At 61.9% G+C, this 25,740-nt stretch carries 13 protein-coding genes; 1 reads left to right on the top strand and 12 read right to left on the bottom strand.

Annotation, left to right across the window (positions count from 1 at the left end; translation table 11 throughout):
* Positions 1–76 precede the first annotated feature (76 nt).
* The 8 genes from ACQY7X_RS14600 to ACQY7X_RS14565 all read right to left on the bottom strand — a co-directional run bounded on the left by ACQY7X_RS14600 (position 77) and on the right by ACQY7X_RS14565 (position 9,032).
* Entirely contained in the window at positions 77–730 is a 654-nt protein-coding gene (locus ACQY7X_RS14600) for an SDR family oxidoreductase (protein WP_428246147.1), read from the bottom strand.
* Complete coding sequence (locus ACQY7X_RS14595; RefSeq protein WP_428246146.1) at positions 730–2,268, bottom strand: AMP-binding protein; 1,539 nt, start codon at positions 2,266–2,268, stop codon at positions 730–732. Before ACQY7X_RS14595 ends, ACQY7X_RS14600 begins: the two co-directional genes overlap by 1 nt.
* A gap of 28 nt (positions 2,269–2,296) precedes the next feature.
* Positions 2,297–3,535 (bottom strand): thiolase family protein, encoded by a 1,239-nt coding sequence (locus ACQY7X_RS14590; RefSeq protein WP_428246145.1) that lies wholly within the window; start codon positions 3,533–3,535, stop codon positions 2,297–2,299.
* Positions 3,536–3,558: 23 nt separating this feature from the next.
* Positions 3,559–4,269: an ABC transporter ATP-binding protein gene (locus tag ACQY7X_RS14585; RefSeq protein WP_428246144.1), complete on the bottom strand. Its 711-nt coding sequence runs from the start codon at positions 4,267–4,269 to the stop codon at positions 3,559–3,561.
* Complete coding sequence (locus ACQY7X_RS14580; protein WP_428250064.1) at positions 4,269–6,017, bottom strand: ABC transporter permease subunit; 1,749 nt, start codon at positions 6,015–6,017, stop codon at positions 4,269–4,271. The genes ACQY7X_RS14585 and ACQY7X_RS14580 overlap by 1 nt, the downstream gene beginning before the upstream one ends.
* Positions 6,018–6,022: 5 nt before the next feature.
* Positions 6,023–6,922: a branched-chain amino acid ABC transporter permease gene (locus tag ACQY7X_RS14575; protein WP_428246143.1), complete on the bottom strand. Its 900-nt coding sequence runs from the start codon at positions 6,920–6,922 to the stop codon at positions 6,023–6,025.
* A 72-nt stretch (positions 6,923–6,994) separates the two neighbouring features.
* Positions 6,995–8,131, bottom strand: a complete 1,137-nt coding sequence (locus ACQY7X_RS14570) for an ABC transporter substrate-binding protein (RefSeq protein WP_428246142.1) — start codon at positions 8,129–8,131, stop codon at positions 6,995–6,997.
* A 256-nt stretch (positions 8,132–8,387) separates the two neighbouring features.
* Complete coding sequence (locus ACQY7X_RS14565) at positions 8,388–9,032, bottom strand: TetR/AcrR family transcriptional regulator (protein WP_428246141.1); 645 nt, start codon at positions 9,030–9,032, stop codon at positions 8,388–8,390.
* Between the two features lie 113 nt (positions 9,033–9,145).
* Between ACQY7X_RS14565 and ACQY7X_RS14560 the strand changes: the two genes are divergently transcribed.
* Complete coding sequence (locus ACQY7X_RS14560; protein WP_428246140.1) at positions 9,146–9,943, top strand: enoyl-CoA hydratase/isomerase family protein; 798 nt, start codon at positions 9,146–9,148, stop codon at positions 9,941–9,943.
* Between the two features lie 3 nt (positions 9,944–9,946).
* Here the strand turns inward: ACQY7X_RS14560 and ACQY7X_RS14555 are convergent, their stop codons facing one another.
* From ACQY7X_RS14555 to ACQY7X_RS14540, 4 genes are all read right to left on the bottom strand, one after another.
* Positions 9,947–10,753 (bottom strand): short-chain dehydrogenase/reductase, encoded by an 807-nt coding sequence (locus ACQY7X_RS14555; RefSeq protein WP_428246139.1) that lies wholly within the window; start codon positions 10,751–10,753, stop codon positions 9,947–9,949.
* Between the two features lie 68 nt (positions 10,754–10,821).
* Positions 10,822–11,436, bottom strand: a complete 615-nt coding sequence (locus ACQY7X_RS14550) for a hypothetical protein (RefSeq protein ID WP_428246138.1) — start codon at positions 11,434–11,436, stop codon at positions 10,822–10,824.
* Between the two features lie 19 nt (positions 11,437–11,455).
* Positions 11,456–12,214 carry a SapC family protein gene (locus ACQY7X_RS14545; protein WP_428246137.1) on the bottom strand — a complete coding sequence of 253 codons (759 nt, stop codon included), beginning with the start codon at positions 12,212–12,214 and terminating at the stop codon, positions 11,456–11,458.
* Between the two features lie 47 nt (positions 12,215–12,261).
* Positions 12,262–25,632: a filamentous hemagglutinin N-terminal domain-containing protein gene (locus ACQY7X_RS14540; protein WP_428246136.1), complete on the bottom strand. Its 13,371-nt coding sequence runs from the start codon at positions 25,630–25,632 to the stop codon at positions 12,262–12,264.
* Positions 25,633–25,740: the final 108 nt, after the last annotated feature.

Genomic DNA, 25,740 nt, shown 5'->3' with positions numbered 1-25,740 from the left:
GCATTCGTGCCACTGCCTGGCTCCATCCGCCAAATTTATATGGCTGATTGACGCCACCCCGGAACGCCCAGGATGGCTAGGGCGTAATCTCCGATGCCCAGTTGGCCGGATCGGCGGCGGCCTTGAGATAGGCGGCGGCGAGGCGGTCTGGATCATGGGCTGAGTTCGGCGCGATGAAGCCACCGACAGTGACGCTGGCGACGCGGATCTGGCTCGGGCGCAGCTCCTTGTCGAGACTGACGCAGAGATTGCGGCCGGCAGCCTTGCAGGCGGCAAGGCTGGAGAATTTCGGCGATGGATTCACCGCGAAAGCACCGCTGGTATAGAAGATGAAGCCGCCGCCCTGCTGACGCATCGGGGATACGGCGGCCTGTGCCGCGGCCAGGAAGCCGACACAATTGATCTGGAAATCCGCAGCAAAGCGTTCCGGCGTGGTTTCCAGCCCCAGGCCGCCCTGCAGGTTGGCGGCATTGTAGATCAGCGTCTGCACCGGGCCGAGTTCACGCTGCAAAGATTGCAGCGCGCCAAGCAGGGCCGGCACATCGGCGGCATCTGCCGTGGCCTGCGCTATTCTGGCCGTGGCCGGCAGGCTGGCGGCATAGCCCGAGAGGGCATCAGCACGGCGCGCCACCATGCCGACAGCGTAACCGGCGGCGGCATAGGCGCGGCACAAGGCCAGGCCGAGGCCCGGCCCGACGCCGATGACGATGCAGACCGGCGCGGTACTCATCAGCCCTGCCCCTTGGTCTTGAGCCGCTCGCGCAGCTCGGTCTTCAGCACCTTGCCGTAATTGTTCTTCGGCAGTGCCTCAACATGCACATATTCCTTGGGCCGCTTGAAGCGGGCGATATTATCGAGGCAGACCTGCTCCAGCGTGGCATTGCTGAGATCGCGGCCCGGGCGCGGCACCACGAAGGCCACTACCTCTTCACCCCAATCGGCATGCGGACGGCCGACCACCGAAACTTCCAGCACATCGGGATGCAGCAGCAGCACCTCCTCGACCTCGCGCGGATAGATGTTGGAGCCGCCGGAAATGATCATGTCCTTGGAGCGATCCTTCAGTGTGAGGAAGCCTTCCTCATCGAAAGTGGCGAGATCACCGGTATGCAGCCAGCCATCGCGCAGCGAGGTGGCGTTGGCGGTGGGGTTGTTCCAGTAGCCGCTCATGGTCACATCCGAACGGCAGATCACCTCGCCGATCTCGCCCGGCGGCAGGTCGCGGCCATCGGGATCGACCACGCGCACTTCCACGCCGGTACGCGGGATGCCCACGGAAGCCAACCGCTGCTCATAGCGCGGATGCTTGCTATCGGCATGCATCTCCTTGGAGAGGCAGCTGATGGTATTCGGCGTCTCGCCCTGGCCATAGCCCTGCCACATGCGCGGCCCGAAGGTGGCCAATGCCCGCTTGAGGTCCTCAAGATACATCGGCGCACCACCATAGAAGATGGTGCGGATATTTTCCACCTTCACCTTGGCGCTGGCAGAATCGTTCACCATGCGGGTGAGCATGGTGGGCGCGGTGAAGAAAGTGCAGGATGGATACAGGCCGATCAGATCGAACATTTCCGCCACATCGAAGCCCTGGCTGTCGGGGATGACGTGATGCGAGCCCTTGGCGATATGCGGGATGGCATAGAGGCCGGTGGCGTGCGACAGCGGTGCGGCATGGATCATGCTGTCAGCCGGCGTCAGGTAATCGACATCGGCATAATAGCGGATCACCATGGCCAGCAGGCTGGCATGGGTGAGCGTTGCGCCCTTCGGCTTGCCGGTGGTGCCACTTGTATAGAACAGCCAGGCCGGCTGATTGCCGGGCACGATTTCCAGCGCCATGGCGTCATGCTTACGGAGTGCGGCGAAATCGGCGCTATCAACATCGATGATGCGGCGCAGGCCCGGAATATCGCTGGCTATCGGTGCCATCGCGGAAGCGATATCGGCATCGACGAAGCAATATTGCACGCCGCAATTTTCCAGGATGAAGGCAATCTCGCGCGCATGCAGCTTGGCATTCATCGGCACGGCGCAGAGGCCGGCATGCCAGCAGGCCCACATCAGCTCAATATATTGCGGGCAATTCTTCATCGCCATGCCAATGCGGTCGCCCGGCTTTAGGCCCGGCAGGGCGCGCAGGCCGGTGGCCATACGCACCGCCGTCTGCTGCAGGCTGCCATAGCTGTGAATACGGCGGTCGCCGAAGCTCAAGGCCGGATTATCGGCAAAGCTGCGGGCAGTGGCGTGCAACAGACGGGCGATGCTCATGGCAACTTCCTTCTTACTGACTTCTGGCTTACTGGCGCGAGAGAATGGTGATGCAAGCCACGGCCTCCTCGAAGCCATGGAAGCCGCCGCCATTCTCGGCGATGGCAAAGCGGGCCTTCTCCACCTGGCGGTCGCCGGCTTCATGGCGCAGCTGCGTCACCAGTTCGTGAATCTGCCCCAGGCCGGTAGCACCAATCGGATGCCCCTTGGATTCCAGACCGCCCGAGGGATTGATCGGGATACGGCCGCCCAGGCTGGTTTCGCCGCGCTCGGCGATCCAGCCACCCTGGCCGAATTCGCAGAAGCCGAGATTCTCCGCCTGCAGTACTTCGGCGAAAGCGGAAGCATCATGCACCTCAGCCACCGACATATCCTTGGGGCCGACGCCGGCGATCTCGTAGGCCTTCTTGGCCGCTATATGGCAGACATGCTTTTCCACCTCTTCCGCCTTGCGGTCAGAGCCGGTGGCCAGCACGCATGCATCGATCTTCACCGCGCGGCTGCGGTCGAAGCGATCCAGCATATCTTCGCGCACCAGGATCGCGGCAGCGGCGCCATCGCTGATCGGCGCGCACATCGGCAGGGTGAGCGGCCAGGAAATCATGCGCGAGGCCAGCACGTCCTCGATGCTCATGCCATTGCGGTATTGCGAGAATGGATTGAGCATCGAGTGATTGTGGTTCTTGGCCGCCACGGCGGCGATCTGGCGCTCGGTGCTGCCGAAGGTTTTCATATGGAAGCGCGCCAGCGAGGCATACACATCCATGAACACGCTGCGCATATTGGCCTGGGCCTGGCGCTCCGGCGGTGGCTCGATGCCATCGCCCAGTTCAAGCAGGGCTTTTGTCAGAGTGGGCACGTTATGCACGTCCCAGGCGCCATTGAAAACGTTGAAGCTCTTGGTCTTGTCGGCGTCGTACATCTTCTCGGCACCCACCGCCAGCACCACATCGGCGGCACCGGCCTTGAGATGCAGGCAGGCGTTATGCAGCGCCGTGGAAGCACTGGCGCAGGCATTTTCCACATTCACCACCGGGATGCCGCCGATACCCATGTCGCGCAAGGCAACCTGGCCGCCAATCATGTACTGGCCATCAATCGCCGCCTGGGAAGCGTTGGCGAAATAGGCTGCCTGCACATCCTCCTTGGCCAGACCGGCATCCTGCAACGCCGCTGAAACCGCGCCGCGGGTCAGGTCCTTCATCGACTGGTCGAGGAATTTGCCAAAGGGCGTCATGCCGATGCCGACGATATAGATATCGCTCATTTTTCTTCTCCGTCCGGGGGGGATCAACCGAGATAGCGTTCAATCAGCTTGGGGTCGCGCAGCAGGTCCGGCGCCGGGCCGGAAAGCGCGATACGGCCGTTCTGCAGCACATAGCCATGATCGGCGATCTTCAGCGCCATGAAGGCCACCTGTTCCACCAGCAGGATGGTGACGCCGGCCGCCGCCAGTTCGCGCAAGGCGCCAAAGATCAATGACACGATCTGCGGCGCCAGGCCGAGCGAGGGTTCGTCCAGCATCAGCAGTTTCGGCTTCATCATCAGCGCGCGGGAAACCGCCAGCATCTGCTGCTCGCCGCCAGAGAGTGAGCCGCCCGGAATGCCGCGGCGCTGCTTCAGCACCGGGAACCGCTGGAATTCACGCTCCAGCAATTGCTCGATCTCGGCCGGTTGCAGGCCAAGACTGCCGGCACCGATGCGCAGGTTATCCTCGACACTGAGGCCGGTGATGATCTGGCGGCCCTGCGGCACCTGGACCAGGCCTGAGCGGGCCAGCAGATGCGCCGGCTCGGCACTGATATCGCGGCCATCGAAATGCAGGCTGCCCTGGCGCAACGGCAGCAGCCGCGAGACTGCACGCAACAGCGTGGTCTTGCCGGCCCCATTGGCGCCAACCACCGCCACCAGAGAGCCAGCGGCGATTTCCAGGTCGATGCCATGCAGGATGGTGTTTTCACCGATGGCGACATGCAGGTCGCGGGCTTTGAGAATACTCATCACGCCTCCTGCCCGAGATAGGCGGTGATCACCGCTTCGTTGCGCTGCACTTCGGCCGGCGTGCCTTCGCCGATCTTGCGGCCGTAATCCAGCACCGACACGCGGTCGGACACGCCCATGACAAAGGTCATGTTGTGCTCGACCAGCAGGATCGTCACCCCGAGCGACTTCAAGCGGCGGATCACCGCCATGATTTCAATCATCTCGCCTTCATTGAGGCCCGCAATCGGCTCGTCCAGCAGCAACAGCGTCGGCTGCTGCGCCAGCGCACGGGCCAGTTCGCAAAGCTTGCGGTGACCATAGGCAAGATCGCCTGGCAGCGAGTCGGCAAACCGTTCGATGCCGAAGAAGGCCAAGAGCCGCAGCGCCTCGGCGCGTTCGGCGCGCGCCTCCTCGCCACTGACCAGCCAGCGCAGCCAGCCCGAAATCATGCCATGGCGCTGCTTGAGGCCGAGCATGACATTCTCCGCCACGGTAAGCGTGCCGATCAGCTGCAGGTTCTGGAAGGTGCGGGTTAGGCCATGGGCAGCACGACGATGCGCCGGCAGGCCGGTCACATCCTCGCCGCGATATAGGATACTGCCCTTGTTGGCGGCATAGAGCCCGGCGATCACATTGATCAGTGTGCTCTTGCCGGCGCCATTGGGACCGATCAGGGCATGTACACTGCCCGGCATCACCTGGATAGACACATCGTTCACCGCCACCAGGCCGGCATAGGATTTGGTGATATTGCGCAATTCCAGGATCGGCCCGGCGGTGTTCGGCGCTTCGATGCGCGGCAATTCCACCTCGCCCAACTGCGCCGCCGCCCCTGCCCGCTTTGGCAACAGCCGCCTGCGCAAAGCCTCGAAGGCGCCGGTGGCGCCACCGGGGAAGAACAGCATCACCGCCAGCAGGATGCCGCCGAAGATGAAGTAGGAAATCTCGTAGAGGCCGGCGGTAAGCTGGTTCAGCAGCACCAGGATCAGCGCGCCAACCACGCCGCCATAAGGATGGCCGAGGCCGCCGATCACCACGGCAATCAGCAGCGAGATCGAGCGGTCGAGGCCGAAGGCATCGCTGCTGATATAGCCCGACTGATGCACGAAGAAGAACCCGGCCAGGCCCGCCAGCAGGGCGGCGAAAACGAAAATGCCGGCACGCCAGAAGGCAGCGTTGATGCCAACGGTGAGTGCGAAACTTTCACTTTCCTTGATGGCGTGCAGATTGCGGCCGATGCGCGAATGCATGATGTAATCATTGATCATCTGCACGAGCAGCAATGTGATGCCGACGGCCCAGAGGAAATAGCTGGCGCCATTGCGGAAATCGCCAAAATTGAGCTGCGGCACCCCGATCAGGCCCATTGAGCCGCCGGTGAGATCGACCCAGCGCTGTGCCAGGATTTCGACGATATAGCCGAATGCCAGCGTGACCATGGCAAGGTAATGGGTGCGCGCCCGCAGCGCCACCAGACCCAGCAGCACGCCGGCCAGACCGGCCAGCATGAGGCCGACCGGCAGGCTGGCCCAGAGGGGCCAGCCATGCTTGGTGGCCAGTACACCAGAGCCATAAGCCGAGAGTGCGAAGAAGCCAGCCTGGCCGAGCGAGAGCTGGCCGGAAAGGCCGAGCAGGATATTGAGGCCGATGGCCGCGATGGCGATGATCGCGATATCGGTGCTCAGATGGATGAAGAAGGCATTCGGGGCAATATAGGGCAATGCCAGAATGACGATCAGGGCAATGATGTAGCGCAGATGCCGCATGATACTCACCGCACATCCGCTTTGGCTTCACCGAACAGGCCGGATGGGCGGATGATCAGCACCACCAAGGCCAGGATGAAGGGATAGAGATCGCCAAAGGCGGAGTCGAAATAGTTCGAGAAGCCTTCGACCAGGCCGAAGGCGATGCCGGCAATCAGGATGCCGACCGGGTTGACGAAACCGCCGATGCTGACCACGGCAAAGCCCTTGAGGATGAACAGCAGGCCCATATGTGCCTGCACCGTGGTGATCGGACCGGCCAGGATGCCGCAGGTGGCGGCCAGCATCGCCATGATGGCGTAGGAGCCGATCACGGCGCGGCGCACATTGATGCCGAGCAGGGCTGCCGTGCTCTTATCGAAGGAAACGGCGGCGATTTCCTTGCCCCAGCGGGCGCGGAACAGGAACCAGTAGAACAGCGCTACGACCAGCAAGGCGATACCGGCAACGATCAGTTCTTCCATGTAGAAGCCGGCGCCAAATACTTGCACCACCTTCTTGTCGCCAGCCGAGAAAAGCGGCGGCGAATAAAAGCGTGACTTGCCCCAGATCATCTGCGCCGCATTCTGCAGCAGCATGCCGAAGCCCATGGTGGTGAGGATCCAGGCCAGGCTGCCGCCACTGCCGGCAAGCTGCTTTTCCAGCGGCTTGATGGCGATGCGCTCCAGCAGCACACCCAGGGCGACCAGCAGCAGCAGCACCAGCGGCACCACCGCCAGCAGCGGATAGCCGGCCAGCAGCAATGCCATGGCGGCAAAGGAGCCGATCATCAGGAAATCACCCTGACCGAAATTCAGCGCCCGAGTCGTCAGAAATGTGATCAGCAGCCCCTTCCCCATCAGGGTGTAGAGGCTGCCCATGGCGATGCCGGAAATCAGCACCTGGGTAAAATCTGTGAACTTCATCGCACCACGCCAAAGCCTCAGGAGCAGAAGCAGGCGGCGCATGCCTTATCGGCATGCACCGCCTGCGGGGGGTTACTTCAGCTTGACCACGCGGCCATTGCGCCACACGCCGAGGAACACGTTCTCGGCATCAAGGCATTCATGGTCCTTGGCGCCGAACGGCTTCGCCGGGGTACCGGACACCGCCTTGAAGTCGTTGATATCCTCCAGCGCCTTCTGCAGCTTCAGCGGATCGGCACCGGCCTTATCCACGGCCTGCAGCAGCAGCTTCATGCCGTCGTAGCCCAGCGCGGCGACCACCGGCCAGCGATACTTGTCGCCGTATTCGGCCTTCATCTTGGTATCGAAGGCCTGCGCCTTGGGATCGGCAAGATCGAGCGCCTGGCCCATCACGGTGCCTTCGATGGCTTCCTTGCCAACGATATTCAGCACCATCTGCGACGACAGACCCCAATTGCCGGCAACCACCGGCTTGTAATCGATCTTCGGCATGGCACGGTAGACCAGTTCGAGGCTGTCATGGAACAGCAGCACCAGTTCAGCGCCGGCATTCTTCAGCTTCAGCATCTGCGGCGTGAGATCGGTGACATTCGGCGCGCCGCTTTCCACGGCCACCAGCTCCATGCCGCGCTCCTTCATGCCCTTCTGCACTTCACCGGCAGCGAACATACCGTAGCCGTTGGTGCCATGCAGCAGGCCGACCTTCTTGAAGCTTTTCACGCCCCAATCGAGCATCGCATCGATCTGGAATTTCTCCACCATCGAGCAGCGGTAGATGAAGCTCGGGCTCTGGTCGATGAACTTGGCCGTGATGTCGGTGGCAATGGCCGGACCGGCCATCAGCGGGATCTTGGCCTGTTGCAGCATCGGTGCGAAGGCCGCGACATTGCCGCTGTTCACCGTGCCGATTACCGCCGAAACCTTGTCGTTGGCGATCAGGCGCTGCACCAGCGAGACCGCGCGCTGCGGATTGGCTTCATCGTTATAGACGATGAATTCGATCTTATGCTTTGGATTGGCGGCGTTGTATTCCTTCAGCGCCATCTCGTTGCCCTGGAGATACGACTCGCCGAAATCGACAATCGCCGGAGCGCCGCTCAAGCCCTGCACCGCACCGATCCGCACCGTCTCCGCGCGAACCTCGGCGGCATTCATCCACATCGAAAGCGCGACAATACCTGCCGCCGAAAGGCTCAGCGCCTTGCTCATTCCCGTTTCCTCCGTTTTTGTGCCATCGGCGGCAAATCCAGGGGAACGCAACCGCTTCCTGAAAGTGAACCGTGGTTCACCAAGCGTAAATTATGGTTCGCGAGAAAAGCAATCGGAATCTTCAAACAATAATTGACGCGCCGCAGCATGATGCCGCAGCGCGAAACTCCAGTCGTGCGCATATGAAATCCGCCCGCCACACCGACTGCGTGGCGCGATACCCAGCACTCTCTCAACCTATAAGGCGAGAATGAGCCTACTTCTTGCGCTTTGGTGCCGGCTTCGGCGGCGCGCGCAGGCTGGCAGCGAATACGTCCACCATGCCATCGGCGACTTCGCGGGCACTCCAGCCCCCCTTGGGATCATACCAGCGCGACAGCCAGTTCACTGACCCCATGATGGTAAGGATCGCCATGCGCGGATCACAGGGCCGCACACTGCCATCGGCGATGCCTTCGGTAACGAATCCACGCAGAGTGCGTTCAAAATGATCGCGGCGCTTGGTGATTTCGCGGCGCTGATCGGCCTGCAAGGCTTCCAGGTCGGTAAGCGCGCCACCAGTGATGCTGCTATCGGCATAGGTGGCGAGGAAATGCTGCAATGCGAGCAACGTTTTCTCCAGGCCGTTCTTACCGTTGCGTTTACCGTGACGCAGGGCTGCCTCACCCAGATCCATAGTGTGACAATGCTGGATGTAGAGAATCTCTTCCTTGCCGGAAATATAGCGGTAGAGCGCGGCTTTGGTGACGCCGAGGGTGGCGGCGATGTCGGCCATCGACGTGGTGTGAAAGCCCTTGCGGCGGAAGGCGTCGGCCGCCTTCTTGATCAAAACGTCGCGCTTGAGCTGATGCCTTTGCGCCGGATCCGGCACCACATCGCCCCAGGTCTTCTTACCCGCCATGCCGCCTGCCACATTTGTGGTTTCTTGTTCAGCGGACCATAGAGCCTTGGCAGCGCGCTGTCCATTCGCCAGGATGAGCCCACCCTGGACACCATAAAAAAGGAGGAAACATCTTGCCTGACGATATCCTGTATGAAAGCCATGGTGCGGTGCGGCTGATCACCATCAACCGCGCGGCGAAGATGAACTCGCTTGATTTCACCGCCAATGATGCGCTGGTCGAGGCTTTCCGGCGCTTCGATGCCGACGCGGATGCGCGCGTCGCGGTGCTTACCGGGGCTGGTGACAAGGCTTTCTGCGCCGGCGCCGACCTCAAGACCTACACGATGAATTTCGGCACCAGCCCGGCACCGGCATTCCGTGAACGCTATACCAACGGGCTCGGCATCGGTGGCATCACGCGCGGCCTGGAAATCTTCAAGCCGATCGTGGCAGCGGTGAACGGCTTCGCTATTTCCGGCGGATTCGAGATCGCCTTGGCCTGCGATATCCGTTTTGCCGCGCCAAATGCGGAGTTTGCGATCCAGGACGTGAAATGGGGTTTCCATCCCTGCGACGGCGCACTGATCCGACTGCCCCACATCGTCGGCCTGGGCAATGCGATGGAGATGTTCCTCTCCGGCGACCGCATCGATGCCGAGCACGCGCTCCGCATCGGCCTGATCAATCGCGTGCTGCCGGCGGAAAAGCTGCTGGACGAAACCCTGGCCTATGCCGCGAAGCTGGCCAGCCGTGGCCCGCTGGCGCAGCGTTTTGGCAAGGAAGTGATGCTGCGCAGCCTGGGCCGGCCGCCGGAAGATGGCCTGCGTTTCGAGTCACGCTCGTTCCGCGATCTTGGCGATACTGCCGATATCAAGGAAGGCACCGACAGCTTCCGCGAGAAGCGCGAGGCACGCTTCATTGGGCGCTGATCTCTAGCCGCGCTTCGGCGGGCGGGGTCCCCAGATATTGCCGCGCCCGGTGAAGCCGCCATCCACGGTCACCACCGTGCCGCTGACATAGGCGGCACGGTCGGAGACCATGAAGGCCACCACATCGGCGATTTCCTCCGGCGTCGCAGCGCGGCCGATGGGCAGGAAATCCAGCAGTTCCTGCCAGCGTTCGGCATCGCCCAGCACCTCGGCGGCGCGCGGCCGCAGCAGGTTGACCAGGCGATCCGTCGCCACCAGGCCGGGATTCACCGCCAGCACGCGGATGCCCTGCTCCACGCTTTCGCCGCCCAGCGCCCGGGTGAACGCCATCAGCGCGGCATTGCCGCTGCTGCCGGCGATATAGGGGCCATCGGGCCGCTCGCCGGCCATGCCGATCACATTCAGAATCATGCCCTGGCGCCGCGCCGCCATAGCGCGATAGACGGCACGGGTGAGATTGATATAGCCGAACACCTTGAGGTCCCAGGCGGCACGCCAGGTCGCCTCGTCCACCGCCAGCAGATCGCCGCCGGGAATACTGCCGGCATTGTTGATCAGGATATCCAGATGGCCGGCATCCGCCGCCAGTTGCTCGGCAGCCCCAGGCGCACCGACATCGCTGGCAATGATCTCAACGCGGCCATTGTAGCGCCCATGCAGCGCCTGCTGCGCTTCCGCCAGCGCCGCAGCAGAGCGGCCGACCAGCAGCAGATCGCAGCCTTCCGCTGCCAGAACCCTGGCCGTAGCCAGGCCGATACCCTTGGAACCACCGGTAATCAGGGCGCGGCGGCCACGCAGATGCAAATCCATATTCCCTCCCTCGCGTCCTATTGAACGCTCAGGCGGTTATACAGCATGCCTCGCGGCAGGGAAGCGGCTTAGAACGAGCCCGGCTTGATGCGGAAGATATCCGGGTTCTTCGGGTTCTCGGTGTAGGTGAGCACCACCACCGGCAGATCCTGCTTGCCCTTGTCATCGGTGCGGCCGATGGAATAGCGCAGCAGTGTCATGCGGCCCTTCTCATCCATGCCACGGAAACCGACCTGGGTGCCATCCTGCAGCGTGCCCTCCAGCATGACGCTGTCTTTCACATAGCCTTGCTGTGCGAAATAGGCTTGCAGAGCCGCCGCGATATTGCGCAGGCGGGTATTTTCCTGGTCATTCGCCTGCTTGCCGATCCAGGCGATGCTCACCTGCATCAGCTTCTGGCTGGTGAAGCCGAAGGTGTAGGAAACCCGGCCAGGCCCGGTGCCCGGCACCAAGTCATCGGCATTCAGCGACAATACCTTGGTCTTTTCGAGCTGGTTGGTTTCGACCGTGATATTGGCCGCCGTCTTGCCGAAATCTGTCGTTGCCGCCTTGCGCACGGCCGCCTCGTCCATGCCGAACTTGGCGCTGCGGAAGCCATCGACACTGGCTTTTTCCTGCGCCATGGCAGGCGCCAGGCTGAGGCCGGCAAGCAGGATGAAAGCGGAGAGAATACGCTGGAACATGACGATACCTCGTAAACCGCTAGGCGGCCTTCGGCACGGAGCGATCCACCAGGGCGCCCCAATTACCGATGGAAATGAAGTGGCAATAGACCAGATGCAGCCAGCCGCGCTGGCGCCATTGCAGGAAGGTCTCATCCGGCAGAGCATTGAAACGCGCCTCGTCGATCACCTGGAAACCCGAGAGGCTCAAGCGTTCGCCATCCGCCAGGGTGACATCGGCACGGTTTTCGACCAGCAGGTCGGCCGCATGCAGGGCAGCGGTGAATTCGGCCGTGAAGCTGAAATGCGCTTGGTATTCGCGGCAGAAATCCAGAGCCGCGCGGGTAAAGTCAGTCGGCTCGCCATTCTCGAACAGCCGGCTGCCGCCCTCCTTGCCCACGCCGGGCGCCGCCAGATCGATGCAGAGCGTGTATTCCGAGCGGTCGTCGCTTTCGAGGAAGATGAACGGATAGCGCCGCACATAGGCCGGGATATAGGTGCCTTCGCTCCAGCGCCCCTCGGCATCGACGAACAGGTTCTCGCCCGAGCGCAGGCCGAGCAACGCCACCATCTGCGGCGCCGTACCTTCGCTGAACAGGATCGGGAAGAACTTGCAGGCCACCGGCAGTTCGCTCGCCACCAGCGGCAGCGAATTGGTGATGGCGGCAAAGCGGTAATCGCCGGTGCCAGCCATGGTCAATTCGGCATCGCGGTCGGCGATGAGCGGGCTTGGCTGCTTATAGAAAAGCGGCAGCGCCGCCGCCGGGGCGGCACTGTCAGTGGATGCTGGGGTGTTCAACGCGGAACCTCTTTTCGACTTACGCGGCATGGCAGCAGTATAGCAGTTTACTGCGCTGCTGCACCCTGCTGCTGCTGTTGCTGCTGATCGGAGTTCGGCTGGCCGGGCTGGCTACCGCCGGTTGCGCCACCGCTGCCGCCGGCACCAGTACCGCCGACCGGGCTGCCGCTGGAAGATGGTACCACGCCGGTCGGGTTGGCCCCGCCACTCTGCGATGATCCGCCACCAGAACCAGTACCGAGCGGTGCGCCGCTGGAAGACGGTACCACGCCGGTCGGGTTCACGCCGCCGCCCTGCGGGACGGAAGGCGCCACAGTGAAGGTCGGTGCGCTTGAGAAGTTAAGCACATTCGGCGCCAGGAAGGGAGCAATCGCGTTCGGATTCAGGCCGCCGGCATCCACCGTACGGGTGAACAAGGCCCCGGCCTGCGGCGAGGTCGGGATCGTGGTGATCGGCGGCACCACGCTCTGCGGGATCGTCACCTGGTTCTCAATCGGGCCCCAGCGCATGTCATTGATGTAATACGGCGGCCCCTTCAGCGGACCGACGATATAGGCCGCGGTGGCATCGGAACGATCAGCCACGGTACCGTACATGTTGATGCTGCTGGCCTGATCCGACTTCAGCGTCTTGACCACGATCTTCTTGGTCGGCTGCGGACCGCTCTCATCCGTGTTCTTGCTGCCGATCTTGATATAGCCGCCGCTGGAACTGATCGTCAGATCGGTTTCGCTGCCCGAAAGGCCGGCCATCACGATATTGCCACCCGCCTTGATCTTCACCTCGCCGGCCGCCAGCGTCGGCGTGATGCCGCTGATAGCCTGCGGTTCGCCGGTATTGCTGGTAAGGACGCCGATGGTGATGGCACCGCCGGCATCGATATTGGCCGGCAGCAGCAGCGTGGCAATGTTGTTCAAGATCAGATCGCCGGTGGTCTTGATATGGGCATTGCTGTTGAAGCTGACACTGCCATTGCTGCCGGAACTGATGGTCAGCACACCCAGCGCATTGGTGGTGCCGAAGGCATGGCTGAAGCTATGCGCAACATCGCCAAGGTTCAGCGTCAGATTGCTGTGGCTGGTGCTATCCACCGTGCTGCCAAAGGTTATCTGGCCGCTATTGGTGGTCAGCACATGATTGCCGGTGAGATTGACAGCACCCGTATAGCCCTGGTTGCCGCTGGTGACGATAGTGCCGCCGGCCAGGGTTGTGGTGCCGCTGACCGAGATCGAGCTGAGCGCCGCGCCCGTACCGATATCGCCCTTGAGGCTGCCATTGCCAACGATGGACAATGCCTTGGTGGCGCCAGCCGCGCCGCCATTCAGCGTGACCGTGGTGCCGGTGAAGGTGGTGTCCTGGCCCAGCGTGACCAGACCTTCAAAGGTCTGAGCGCCGGTGGTGTTGATCGTGGCATGGTTCAGCGCCGAAGTGCCGCTGACCGTGAGGATGCCCAGGTTGGAATCGGCGCTCAGCTTGTCATTCAACACCAGGTTGCCGGTGATCGCCAGGTTGGCGATGCCCTGCACGCCCTTATGCAGCGTTACCGTGGTGCCGGTAAGCGTGGTATTGGCACCCAGCACAACGATTTCGTTGAACTCCTGAGTACCTGTGGTATCCACCGAGCCACCATTGATTGCCAATGTACCGCCAGCGTTCGTTAGCACCGAATTCGCCTTGAGCACGCCGCCAAAGCTGGTAGCGCCGGTCGAATTGACAATCAACTCGCCAAGCCGTGTGGTGTTGCCCACCGCGCCGACGAACTTGGCATCGCCAGCACCGCTGTTGATGGTCAGCTTGCTGGCGCCATCCAGCGTGGAGTTGAAGTTCACCGCACCGCCAGCCGTGCTGATGGTGGTTTCATCCAGCAGCTTGGTGGCGCCGTTGAAGTTGATCGCGGCGTTATTGGAACTGTGGTTGCCCTTGGTCTCAGTGGCACCGGTGTAGCTCTGGGTACCCTCCGAGGCAACGCCAACCAGGCTGATATTCCCCGCCGAGATGCTGAGCGTGCCAAGGTTGAAGGCGTCAGTACCGAAGGTGACCTTGCCGGTACCCGCCGTGAAAGAAACATTGTTGGTACGGCCATCCAACTGGCCGGTGACATTGATGTCGCCATTAACGGCGCTGGTATCAAAGGTGAGGTTGGTTTCGGTGTAGAGTTCACCGGTAACCTGGATCGACTTGGCAGTCAGATTACCATTGGCAGTGGTGTTGCCCTTGTAGCTCTGGGCGCCCGACGTATTAATTGCGGACAGCAAGATATTGCTGCCCTCGATGCTCACACCTGACTTGGCGGTATTGGCCCCATTGTTGGTGTAACCGTTGGTCAGCGACACGGCGCCGGTCGACTTCAGCGACAGGTTGCCGCTGTTGCCCGCCGTGATCTTGCTGCCATCCACGGTCAGTGTGCCAGCGGCAGTGACATAGATATCACCATCAGTGGTGATCAGCGTGCCGGTGGTGCCAGCGCCGCTGAAGCCGAGATGGATATCGCCAGTGCCGGTGACCTTGGCAGCGAAGTTGGCAAAGCTGGTGGTGAACGGACTCACCGAGCTGCCGATGCCGGCAAAACTGGTGATATCAAGCGTGTTGCCGGTCAAGGACGGCGTGGTGCCCATCAGCACCGAGCCGGCCTCGGCCACCAGCTTGATCGTGCCGGTGCCGCCCGCATTGAGCGTGGTGGCGGTAACATCGCCCGTGGTGGCCTTGATCGTGGCCGTCTTGTTGGTGCCACCGACCACTACATTGGTGGCGGTGATGCCGGTGCTGCTGGTGGCCGTGATATCGCCATTGCTGGTGGAGAATTTGCCGGTGGACAGGTTGCCGGTGTTTTCCACGGTCAGGTTGCCGGTGCCGGTGAGGCTGGCATCCAGGCTGGTGGTGGTGGTGACCAGCTTGGTATCGCCGCCAGCCGCGCCGCTGCTGAACTTCAAGGCGTCGCCGGAAAGCGTGAAGGTACGATCAGCGCCGCCGGTCTTCACCACATCGGTGGTGCCGCTGAGCACCAGGGTGCCGGTCACCGACTGCGTTGCATTGGGCAGGGTGAGCGTGCCGCCGGATACCAGTGCCAGGTTGGTGACCGTATTGCCAACGGCATGGGTCAGCGTCAGGTTACCCGTGGCGGCGATATAAGCGCTGCCGCCGCTGCCGATGCTGAGCAGGCCGCCATTGAGCGACAGAGCACCGGTCTTGGCGATGTTGATCACGCTGTTGGCGGCGGTGGCTTCCAGCGTATCGATGCTGGTGACATTCACCTTCACGGCCGTGCCGGTGCCGGCAGCGAAATCGGTAAGCGTGCCGATGCCGCTGGCCGAAGTCAGCTTCAGGGTGTGGGCAGTGACATGATCGCCGCTGGTGGTGCCGCCCAGGATCTTGCCGGCCGAGGTGATTTCGGCGGTGCCGCTGGTGGTATCAGCCTCAATGGTAGTGAGCGTGATATCGCCACTGCTACCGGCCAGCTTGACGCTGCCGGCATCGGCCTTGAGCTGCGTGACCGTGGTGGCGCCGGCCGTGGTGATCTCGGCATTGCCGGCGCGGGCGCGAACACTCAGCGTGATCGCGCTGGTGCTGTTGTCATCGATATAGATGCCAGAGCCGTTGACATTCGACGCCACCGACAGCGAGGTCGCCGTGGTCTGCATATGCGCCGCACTGGTGCCAACAGCTTCGCTGCCGGTCAGGGTGAGCGCGCCGCCCACAATCCGGGTAGTGGTCAGGCCGTCATCGAGGACCTTGCCACCAGAGGTGCTGGCGATAATGCTGACCGCACCGGTGCCTGCATTGATCGCGCCAACCACCACAGTATTGGCGCCAGAGGTGACCGAGATGCCGCCGGTATTCACCAGGCTGGCGAGATAAAGCAGGCCGCCGCTCTGGGTGATATTGATCAGGCCGGTGCCGGAGGTGACCGACGTCAGCGTGGTGTCGCTGCTGGTCTTGACATAGATCGCCGAATTGTTGGACTGCAGCGATACCGACTTGCCGCCAACCACAAGCGGGGTGCCCGAAACGCCGATGCCGGTGGTGGTCGCCTTCACCAGCACATTACTGCCGGTAACAGCCGAGACCGTATCACTGATGATCGAGGTGCCGATGATCGACACGGCGCCGTAATTGGCTCCCGCCGTAACCGTGGCCAGGGTGAGGCTGCCGCCGGTGCTGCGGATGGCAATATCGTTGCCCAGGGCATCGGTGGTGATCGTGGCGCTGGCGATCTTCAGATTGCCGCTGCCATTGATCGTGATCGGGCCGTTATTGGCCAAAGCCGTGATGCCGCCCGTCGGGCTGCCGGAGATATCGAGATAGATACCGCCAGTGCCGGTCACCTTGGTATTGAGGCTGGCCGTACCCGAAAGGCTGAGATTCAGCCCATCGGCAGCCGAGCCAATGCTGTTGGCGGCTTCCAGCGTGATGCTGCCGCTATTGCCCGCCGTTAGCGAACCACCATAGCTGATGCCGCCCGTGGTCGCCTTCAGCGTCAGCGCCTTCGCGGAGGACATGGATAGCGACGTCAGCGTCAGGTCGCCGGTATCGGCGACAATGCTCATATCGCCACTGCTGTTCGAGGCCGAGACGCTCATCCCCGCGGCATTCTTGACGTAGAGATCGCCGCTGGTGCTGGCCGTGAGGCTGGAAACACTAAGGCCCAGGGCCGTGGATGAACTGCCGATGGCGGAGCCGGAACTGGTATTGGTGGTCAGCGTCAGATCGCCGGCGGTAATCTTGTTGGTGCCGGTGGCGGTGATCGTGGCAGCCGTGCTGCTATTGCCCTGTTGGGCATTGAACAGAGCTTTACCGCTGCCGACATCGATCTTGTTGACGATGATGTTGCCACGCGACAGATACGAGAAATTCAGCCCCGTCGTATCGGTCACATTGGTCAAGGTGGTGGCGGTGCCGTTATCGGTGGCGGTGAAGGTCAGGCTGGTTGCCGTGATCTCCATCGTGCCGCTGCTGTTGCTGTTGGAATTCGACTGCGCCGCACGGTCTATATACAGATCGGTCAGATCGTTGCTGCCGGCGACATAGATATTCTTGCTGCTGTAGAGCGACAGATTCGTCGCCGTGGTCTTCATCTTGGTGGTGGAACTGGTCGACTCACCAATCGAGCCGCCGGCCGCTTTCAGGGTCAGCGAGGCCGCATCGATGCTGCTGGCGGTGCTGGACTTGATGCTGCCGGTGCCATTCACCGTGATGGCCACCGACTTGCCAGTGGCAGTCAGCGCACCGGCAAGGGTGAAGTTGCTGGAGCCACTGCTGCCGACCTGCAGCGCCACATCGTCACCAGCCGTCATCGACGACACGGTCAGGTTATAGGATTCATTGAGATAGATGCCGCCGCCTGCGCTGGCGGTAAGCGTGGTGGTGCCCCCACTATTGGCACTCGTGGTGATCTTGCTGTCCTGGCTGCCGATGGCGCCCGATGCCGTGATGTTCAGGGCACCAGCATTGCCGAGACTGCCACTGATGAGCGAACCATTCGTCACATTGATGGTAAGCGCCGCACCGTTCATATCGACGCTGCCGAAGGCCAGATCGCCATCGCTCGACTTCACCTCGCTGGCGCCGCCAGAGACAATATTAACCTGCGTCTTCTGCTTGAGATCGAGATAAGCGCCATTATTGGCAGTGACGGCAACCGAGGATGCGGTGATATCGAGCAGGCCGCCGCCGGTGCCAGAAGCCTGGCCCACTGCGCCGGACGCGGCACTCAGCGTTACCTTGCCGGCCAGGATGCTAGAAGTGCCATCTGTCTCCTTGATACCGCTGTTGCCCGTCACCGTGAACAGGTTCGCCTTGCCGAGATTCACTGTACCCAGTGTCACGGCATGGCTGGCGACAAACTCGAAATCCAGGCCGCTGGTGTCGGTGATACTGGTGAATACAGCACCGCCGGCATTGGAGAAACTGCCCGCTACCTCCATACCGATGGTGCCATCCAGCTTGATGCCGGTAATGGCAAAGGTGCGGTTGGCGGTGCTGGTCGAGGTGGAATTGGTCAGCTTCAGCTTTTCGAGATGCTGGCCGGAGGCGATATAGACATCGCCACCGGTGGCAAGCGTCAGCAGGGGGGTATTGATGGCGAGGAGGTTGCCATCCTCACCCAGCGAGGTGCCCGTCAGTGTGATGCTGCCGGCCGTGACGCCAGGACCGCTGCTCAGGATGCTGCCGGAAGAAGTCATGCTGAGCGTGCCGGCGCTGGTCAGATCTATCGTACCCAGGCTCTGTGGCCGCACGGTGGTGAAGGTGAAATCCAGGCCGGTGGTGTCGGTCACCTCCACCGCTGCCCTGCCGGCAGTTTCGGCTATCGACAAGGTGAGATTCTGGCCGGTGATACCGAAGGTCGGCGCCGTACCGCCAGTAGCCTGCGTACTCGTAATCGACAGTGTCTGCAGATCAACCGTGCTGTTGTTCAGATGGACGGCACCCACGGTGTTGATAAAGAGATCGCGCGCCGTGGTCTGAATCGCGGTGCCGGAAACACCGATGCTGCCCGTGGCGGTGAGGCTGACCTTGTCCGCCGCCAGCGACCGAGACGTATTAACGGTGGTGATATTCTTGGTGGTGCCGGTGGTGGTGAAGCTCAGCGCGTGGCCCGACTGCGCGGTGACCGTGCCGAGCACCAGGTTGGTATCCACCGACAGGCTGAAATCGAGGCCCGAGGTATCGACAAAGTTCGTGAAGGTGGTGGAGCCGGAAGCGCTGCTGGTGCCGATGGTCGCTGAGAGGTTCTTGCCGGTGATGCCGTAGCTGTTGCTGGTGGAGGAATGTGTCAGCGTCCAGTCCAGCTTGGCCAGATCGGCGCTGTTGTTGAAATAGACATTCAGGCCGCTGGTCAGCGTAAGCTGGTCGGCCTCGATCTGCAGCGCTGTGCCGCTGGTGCCGATGCTGCCATTCGCCACTTTGAGATTCAGGCTGCCAGTCGACAGCTTTTCCGTGGAACTACTCGCCTGGGTCAGCGAACCACTACTCACCGTCAGCGTGACGGAACCAGTGGAATTAGTAGTTCTGGTGCTGATGCCATCCAGCGCCAGACTGCTTGCATTCTGGTAGGTGATGCTCGTCGCCGTCGCTTTCAGCGTGCCAACATTGCCGTAGAAGATGGTTTGGCCAGACGTCGCATTGCCAATGCTGCTTCCGGTCATTTCGAGTCGACCGGCAGTGAGCAGGCTGGATGTATTCACGGAATTGATGGCAGCGCCGTTGAAGGTGTTGCCCGAAGTCGTACCGGCCGTCAGCTTGGCTGTTCCGCTACCGATATTGACGGTGCCGACCTGCATGGTCCGGTCGGTATTGACGGTGAGGTTCAGCCCACTCTGGGAAATAGTGGTGAGCTTGAAAGCGCTCAGGCTGCTGCTCTGGACCACCTCATCGACCGTGAAGGTCAGGCCGGTGGACGAAAGGCTGTGGGTATAGCTGGTGCTGCTCTTCTTGCCGCTGAGGCCCAGGGTCAGATCGGTCAGCGTGCCGGTATTGGAAACGTTGAGATCGCCGCCCGTGGTCAGGCTCAACTTCTGGGTGGCAGTCGTAGCCGTGACAGCGGAATTCGTGCTGACATTGGCAGAAAGGATGATCTCGCCAGCCGTCAACGTACCGCTGCTGCGGTCGATGACGCCAGCCACGCCGGTGGCGCCACCGGTGGAGGTCAGCGTGATCTTGCCCGTGCTGCTGGTGCCGGCATCGATGGTTTCGGTGCTGATGGCGCGGTCGACGGCATAGCTGAAATCCATCGCGCCGGAGCCGGAACTCATGGCCACGCTCTGCGTGCCGCCGGTTTCCGAAATCGAAACAGAACGCCCGGTGCCAACATTGGTGAAGCTGTAGGTATTGATATCGCTGGTGGCCACACTCTTGTGCGTGCTGGTCACGCTCAGCGTGGTGAGTGCAACACTGCTGTTGTCAATATAGATGTTGCCATTGCTGGTGAGGTTCAGCGTGGCGGCCTGGGTCTTCACCGACCTAGTGCTGGTGCCGATGGAGCCATTGCCAGTGCCGGTTCCATTCGCCGACAAAGTGATGCTGGAACCCGTAATTGCACCACCACCGGACATGGTGATGTTGGAATTGGCACCCCCGCTTGCCGTGGTCAGCACCACAGCGCCCGTGGCAACGATTTCTGAAACAGAGATGTTCTTCTGGTTGATCAGGCTGAAATCGGTAATGTTGCCGGTAACATCAACCGACTGCGCAGTGCCGCTATCGGAAATCGATATGACGGCACCCGAGGCGCCGGTGATGCCGAAATTGCTCGCCGTGCCACTCGCCGTGGTGGCGTTTGTGCTGGTGACGTAGACATGGGTCAGCGCCAGGGCGCTGTTCACATAGATATTGCGACCGGCATTCAGCGTCAGCTTGCTGCTGTTGACCTGGATGGCACTGCCCGACGCGCCGATGGACGATGTCGAACCTGCCTTCAGGCTGACTTCACCGGCGGTAATCTTGTCGCTGCCGCTGCCGTTGCTGGTGATGCCGCCATCGGCAACCACGGTGAACTTGCCACCGCTGCCAACGCTGGCGGCCGCAAGCTGCACGGTCTTGCTGCTGCCCTGGGCATTGAGGGTGAAGTTCAGATCGCTGGAGCTGGTCAGCGCGCTGAGGGTGTAAAGGCTGCTGGTCTCCGCCAGCGTGAAGGACTGGCCCTGGCCGGTGATCGAGACGCCGCCGGTTGCGGTCGCCCGGGTCACGGTCAGGTTGGTCAGCGTATCGGACGAGGTAACATTCACCGCGCCGCCGGAAGAAACGGTCAGCTTCGTGGCATCCAGCTTGACCTGTGCGGTATTGCCGATGCCGGTCTGGGCCGTCAGGCTGACTTCGTTGCCGCGAATGAGGGTGGCATCATTGCCATCATCGTTGATATTGGCGGCGCCACTGATAGTAATGCTGCTGCCGCTGTTGCTGACAAGAATACTACCCAGCGTGATGTTGTTGCTGCTGTCGCTGCCAACCGCAAGGCTGCCGGCAGACGAGATGTCGTTCAGCTTGCTGGTGGTGATGCCGCCGCCGCCGGTGAAGTACAGCGTGATTGATCCGTAGGTTGCAGTAGCATCGATCTCAGAGGCACGATACCTGACGGCAGCGGTGCTGCTGCCGATCGATTCGGAGGCGCTCAAAGTCAGCTTGCCACCCGAAACAATGGTATTGCTGCTGGAATTGATAATCGACCCCGCGGTGGCCTGCAAGGTAACCGCGCCAATGACACTGCCGAGCGAGCCGGCACCAATCTGGATATCGCCAACCGCCAGCTTGACGACCATATCGCCAGTAGCACTGAAACCGTTGCCGAGGCGGTCGGCTGCACCCAGTACAAGCGGCGTGTTCAGGCCATCGGAGGTGATGGTGCGCAGGGCGTTGATATAGACGCCGCCATTACTGGCCACTGCCACCAGCCCCTTGGCCACCACATCGATATCGGCACTGCCAGCCGAACCACCGATGCCCTGGGTAGCCTGCAGGCTGATAAAGGTAGCCTGCACCGCGGTGGTGTCGTTGCCATCGTCCTTGATATGGCCGTTGGTGGACTTGAACGCGACCGCCGGGTTGGTGGTGGTCGGCTCACTCATCTGCTCGGTGGTATACTTGTTGGTGCCGGTGTTGATATTACCGAGCACGATGCTGCGGTCACCCGTGAACGAGAAGGTGTTCAGGCTGCCATTGGCGCCATAGCCGCTATCGATCACACGCGTGAAGGTGTAGCCGGTGGCCGAGGCATCAGTCATCGCGAAATCGAGATGCTGCGCCTTGATCGTGTAGGTGTAATCGACGCCGCTATCCTTGTGCGTGCTCTCGATGCCAAGTTCGTTGAAGTGGTTGATGTTCTCAAGCAGCAGGTTACCGCCGGTCTTGACCGCCAGCGAGATGGTGTTGAGGCCGATCAGATTGCCGCCTTCGCCGACATTTTCGCTTGCCGTGAGGCTGATCGCCTTACCGGTAATGCGCGTATTCTTGTTGGCGTCGTCGATGATCGAGCCGGTAGTGGACAGCTTTACCGTGGTGACGTTTTCAAGATCAAGCTGACCCACCACCAGGGTCTTGTCGCTGGTGAAGCTGAAAACAGTCAGATTCGTGCTGTTGATTTCCGACAGCGTGGTCTTGCTGCCGTCATCAGTCACCGTGTAGGCCATATCCGGCGCGGTCAGGTGCAGCGTGTTGGCCGTCGAACCATCATGCGTATTCTTGATGGTCAGCGAGGTCAGCAGCGGACCGGTATTGTCGATATAGTAGCTGCCCTTATTGTCGATCGAGAGGGTAGCCACCGAGGTATTCAGATGCGTGCCGGTGCTGCCGATGGCATTTCCCGTCAGGGTCAGGCTACTGGTAGTGATCTTGTTGCCGGTGGCAGCGATGATGCTGCCGCCCGTCGCCGTGAGCGTAGTGGTGTTGCTCACACCGCTGGTCAGCTTGTTGACCGTGATATCGCCAGAGGCAGTGGCCGTGATGTTACCGGCGCCGCTGGTGATGCTGCTGAGCGTCAGCGCACCGGTATTGGTGACTGAAATATTGGAACCGGCAGTGGCAACCAGCTCCTTGATCGTGGCCAAGGCCAGCGAGATGCTGGATGAGCTGCCAACGGCAGTAGCGGTCACCTTGTTCGCGGTGATGCCGCCGGTGGAGTTGCTGATCGAGCCGGCCGTTGCGTTCAGCGTCACATCCGCATTGCCGGCATTAAGTGACGCGATCGAGATGCCCGTAGTGGCAGTGATCGAGACCGCATTGGTGCCATCGCCGGTAAGCGAAGTAACGGAAGCCGAACCCGTGCCGGTATTCAGCTGGATAGCGCCGCTGCCGGAAACCACATTGCTGAAATTGGCCGTGCTGGCGGTATTCAGATAGATGCCGCCAGAAGACGCATTGAGGGCGCTGACCGTGCCGCCGCTGGCAGTGAGCGCAGTACCAGAGGTGCCGATGGAGCCGCCCTGGGCGGTGAGGCTCAGGGTATTGGCTGTGATGCTGGTGGCGGCATTGGCATCATTCAGGATGCTGCCGCCGGCCTTCAGGGTGAGGCTGGAGCTGCCGAGCGCCACATTGCCGACAATGATGGTGCCGGCCGCCTCGATGGTGGCATTGCCGGTGCCGCTATTGGCGATACTGCTGAGGGTGAGATTGCCGCTGCCGGCCTGGGACACGAAAGTGTTGCCGGAGCCAGAGGCCGTGCTGAGGCTGGAAGCGCCTGTGCTCTGCAGTGCCAGGGCATTGCCGCTGGCGCCGATGGCGCCATTGGTGCCGCTGCTGCCCTTGGCCAGGAAATCGAACGACGTGCCGGTGATGACACCGGAACCTTGCAGGATATCGCCGCCGGTGGATGTCAGCTTGACCGTGCCGCCCGCCGCGATGCCATTGCTCTTCAGGCTGCGGTCACTGGTCCAGGATAGATTGGCGCCGCCGCCATTGGTAAAGGCAATGGCGGTCTCGGTGGTGGAATCCGCGATGGTGAAGGTCTGGCCGTTGGCCGTGAGCTGATAGGTGCCAGTAGCGCTGGTGGAGGCGTGAGTGGTGTTCACCGTCAGGCTGTTGAAGTCCGCCTGGTTGGCCAGATAGAAGCTGCCGCCGGTCTTCAGGCTGAGTGTGCCGGAATTCAACGCCAGCGCCTGGCTGGCGGAACCGATGCTGCCGCTGGCAACCAGATTCACGGCGGCGCCACGCGCCAGAGCATTGCTGGTGGCCGTGATATCGCCGTTGGCGGCCTGAATGGTCAGGGTGCCGGCACCGGCATTGATGGTGTTGGCCAGCGTTACGGCGCCAGTGGACAGCAGCGAGATATCGCCGCCATTGCTGGTCAGCTTGCCCACATTGGTGATGCTGCTGCCGGGGCCATTGGCCTCCAGCTTGATGGCGCCGCCGCTGGTGCGGATTTCGGTGGCCGCGTCGGTGAAGGTGATGCCGCCTGAAGTGGTGGAGCGCAGCGTAAAGCTGTTGCCACTGCCGGTCTGCAGATTCAGCACACCGTTCGTCATCGTATCAACGGTGATCAGGCCGCTGGCTTCCAGCACGATATTGGTGGTGGCGTTCAGGCCTTCCAGCACCGCCTGAGAGATCGTGTTGGCGCCACTGTCGCTGTCGCCCGCCGCGATGTTGCCGTCATTGCCGGCAGTATCCTGGGTACCGCCCGAGCCGCTGACGATCTTCAGCGTCGTCGGGTCGATCAGCAGCGTACCGGTCTCCCCCTTGGGCGCACGCAAATCTGCCGAACCGGTGAGGTGAATATCCTTATGGCTGGAAATCTCGGCGAAGCCGCCATTGCCGCCATTGGCGCCGCCGCGCGCCGAAATGCTGCCGGCGAAAACCGTGCGGTCATTGGACAGCACGGTGACCAGACCGCCATCGCCATTGTCGATGGCATCGGCCTTGAGCTGCGCGCTGCCCGCCACCGAGACGGTATCCGACCACATGCCATCAGCGCGGCCGCGCACGCCGCTGCCATCGCTGCCGAGCGCGATCTGGCCGCCGCCGGCCTGACCGGAAACGTTGATGCTGGTGCCGGCAGCCACCGAAATGTCGGCACCTGTGGCGACCACTTTACCGCCGGTCTCGCCGGCATTGCCGCCGGTGGCATCGACCGTGCCGGAAATCTCCACCTTGCCGGCAGAACCGCCAGAGAGAACGATCTTGCCGTTCTGCATCCCGACGCTCTTCGCCTGCACCACGCCGGAAGTGTTGATCACATTGTCAATCACGCCCTTGACGGCGCGGGCGGAGAGTTCCACCACACCGCCATCGGCAGCGATCTGGCCACTGTTCACCACCAGGGCATTGGAGGCTTCGGCGCCAACGCCGAAGGACAACAGGCCATCACCATAGAAATCAAGCGTGAAGCTCTGTGCCGCGCCGAGCGCCACCTTGCCGAGACGAGCACGGATCACGCCGGAATTATGCACCCGCGGCGCCACCAGGGCGGCCAGGCCGGTATCCTTGATGCTGATATCGCCCTGGTTCACCACCTGGGCATTGGCATTGCCGGGCGTACCGAACAGGTACTTACCGGCCATGAAATCGGCATCCTTGATATTCGCCGTGGTGGCGACCAGGCCGCCGACGTCAACACGCGAGCCGGGGCCGAAGAACACGCCATTCGGGTTCACCAGCATCACCGTACCATTGGCGGTGAGCGTGCCGAAGATGGCGGAAGGATCATTGCCGAGGACGCGGTTCAGCGTCACCGAGGCAGCACTCGGCTGCTGGAAATTCACGCTCTGGCCGGCGCCGATGCTGAACGACTGCCAGTTGATGATCGCTGAATTGGTGGTCTGGACGATATTGAGCGAGTTCGGCGTCGCCTGGTTGATGCTGGCCGAGCCGGCAACGACATTGCCGCCCTGCGGCAGGGTCTGGGCCTGGGCGCCGGTGATCAGCGAGGACAGTGCATAGGCGCCGGCAGCGGCGGTAAGCGCCGCGCTCTTGCGCCGCGCGCTGCGACTGCTGCCCACAAGGTTCGGTCGCTGATCAGACAGCGGCAACAAACTTGTAACAGATGCAAGCAAACGGAACTTAAGGCTGTGGCCAGAAATGCGGGGCGAAGTGAAGTGGCGCGCGCG

This window comes from Ferrovibrio sp. (assembly GCF_965278975.1).
Classification (GTDB): domain Bacteria; phylum Pseudomonadota; class Alphaproteobacteria; order Ferrovibrionales; family Ferrovibrionaceae; genus Ferrovibrio.
This window is presented reverse-complemented; position numbering and strand designations above follow the sequence as displayed.

Bases quoted from the DNA above. Each gene is read 5' to 3' on its own strand.
- ACQY7X_RS14595 (WP_428246146.1), bottom strand. From the start codon at position 2,268: ATGAGCATCGCCCGTCTGTTGCACGCCACTGCCCGCAGCTTTGCCGAT.
- ACQY7X_RS14580 (WP_428250064.1), bottom strand. From the start codon at position 6,017: ATGCGGCATCTGCGCTACATCATTGCCCTGATCGTCATTCTGGCATTG.
- ACQY7X_RS14575 (WP_428246143.1), bottom strand. From the start codon at position 6,922: ATGAAGTTCACAGATTTTACCCAGGTGCTGATTTCCGGCATCGCCATG.
- ACQY7X_RS14585 (WP_428246144.1), bottom strand. From the start codon at position 4,269: ATGAGTATTCTCAAAGCCCGCGACCTGCATGTCGCCATCGGTGAAAAC.
- ACQY7X_RS14590 (WP_428246145.1), bottom strand. From the start codon at position 3,535: ATGAGCGATATCTATATCGTCGGCATCGGCATGACGCCCTTTGGCAAA.
- ACQY7X_RS14555 (WP_428246139.1), bottom strand. From the start codon at position 10,753: ATGGATTTGCATCTGCGTGGCCGCCGCGCCCTGATTACCGGTGGTTCC.
- ACQY7X_RS14570 (WP_428246142.1), bottom strand. From the start codon at position 8,131: ATGAGCAAGGCGCTGAGCCTTTCGGCGGCAGGTATTGTCGCGCTTTCG.
- ACQY7X_RS14565 (WP_428246141.1), bottom strand. From the start codon at position 9,032: ATGGCGGGTAAGAAGACCTGGGGCGATGTGGTGCCGGATCCGGCGCAA.
- ACQY7X_RS14600 (WP_428246147.1), bottom strand. From the start codon at position 730: ATGAGTACCGCGCCGGTCTGCATCGTCATCGGCGTCGGGCCGGGCCTC.
- ACQY7X_RS14550 (WP_428246138.1), bottom strand. From the start codon at position 11,436: ATGTTCCAGCGTATTCTCTCCGCTTTCATCCTGCTTGCCGGCCTCAGC.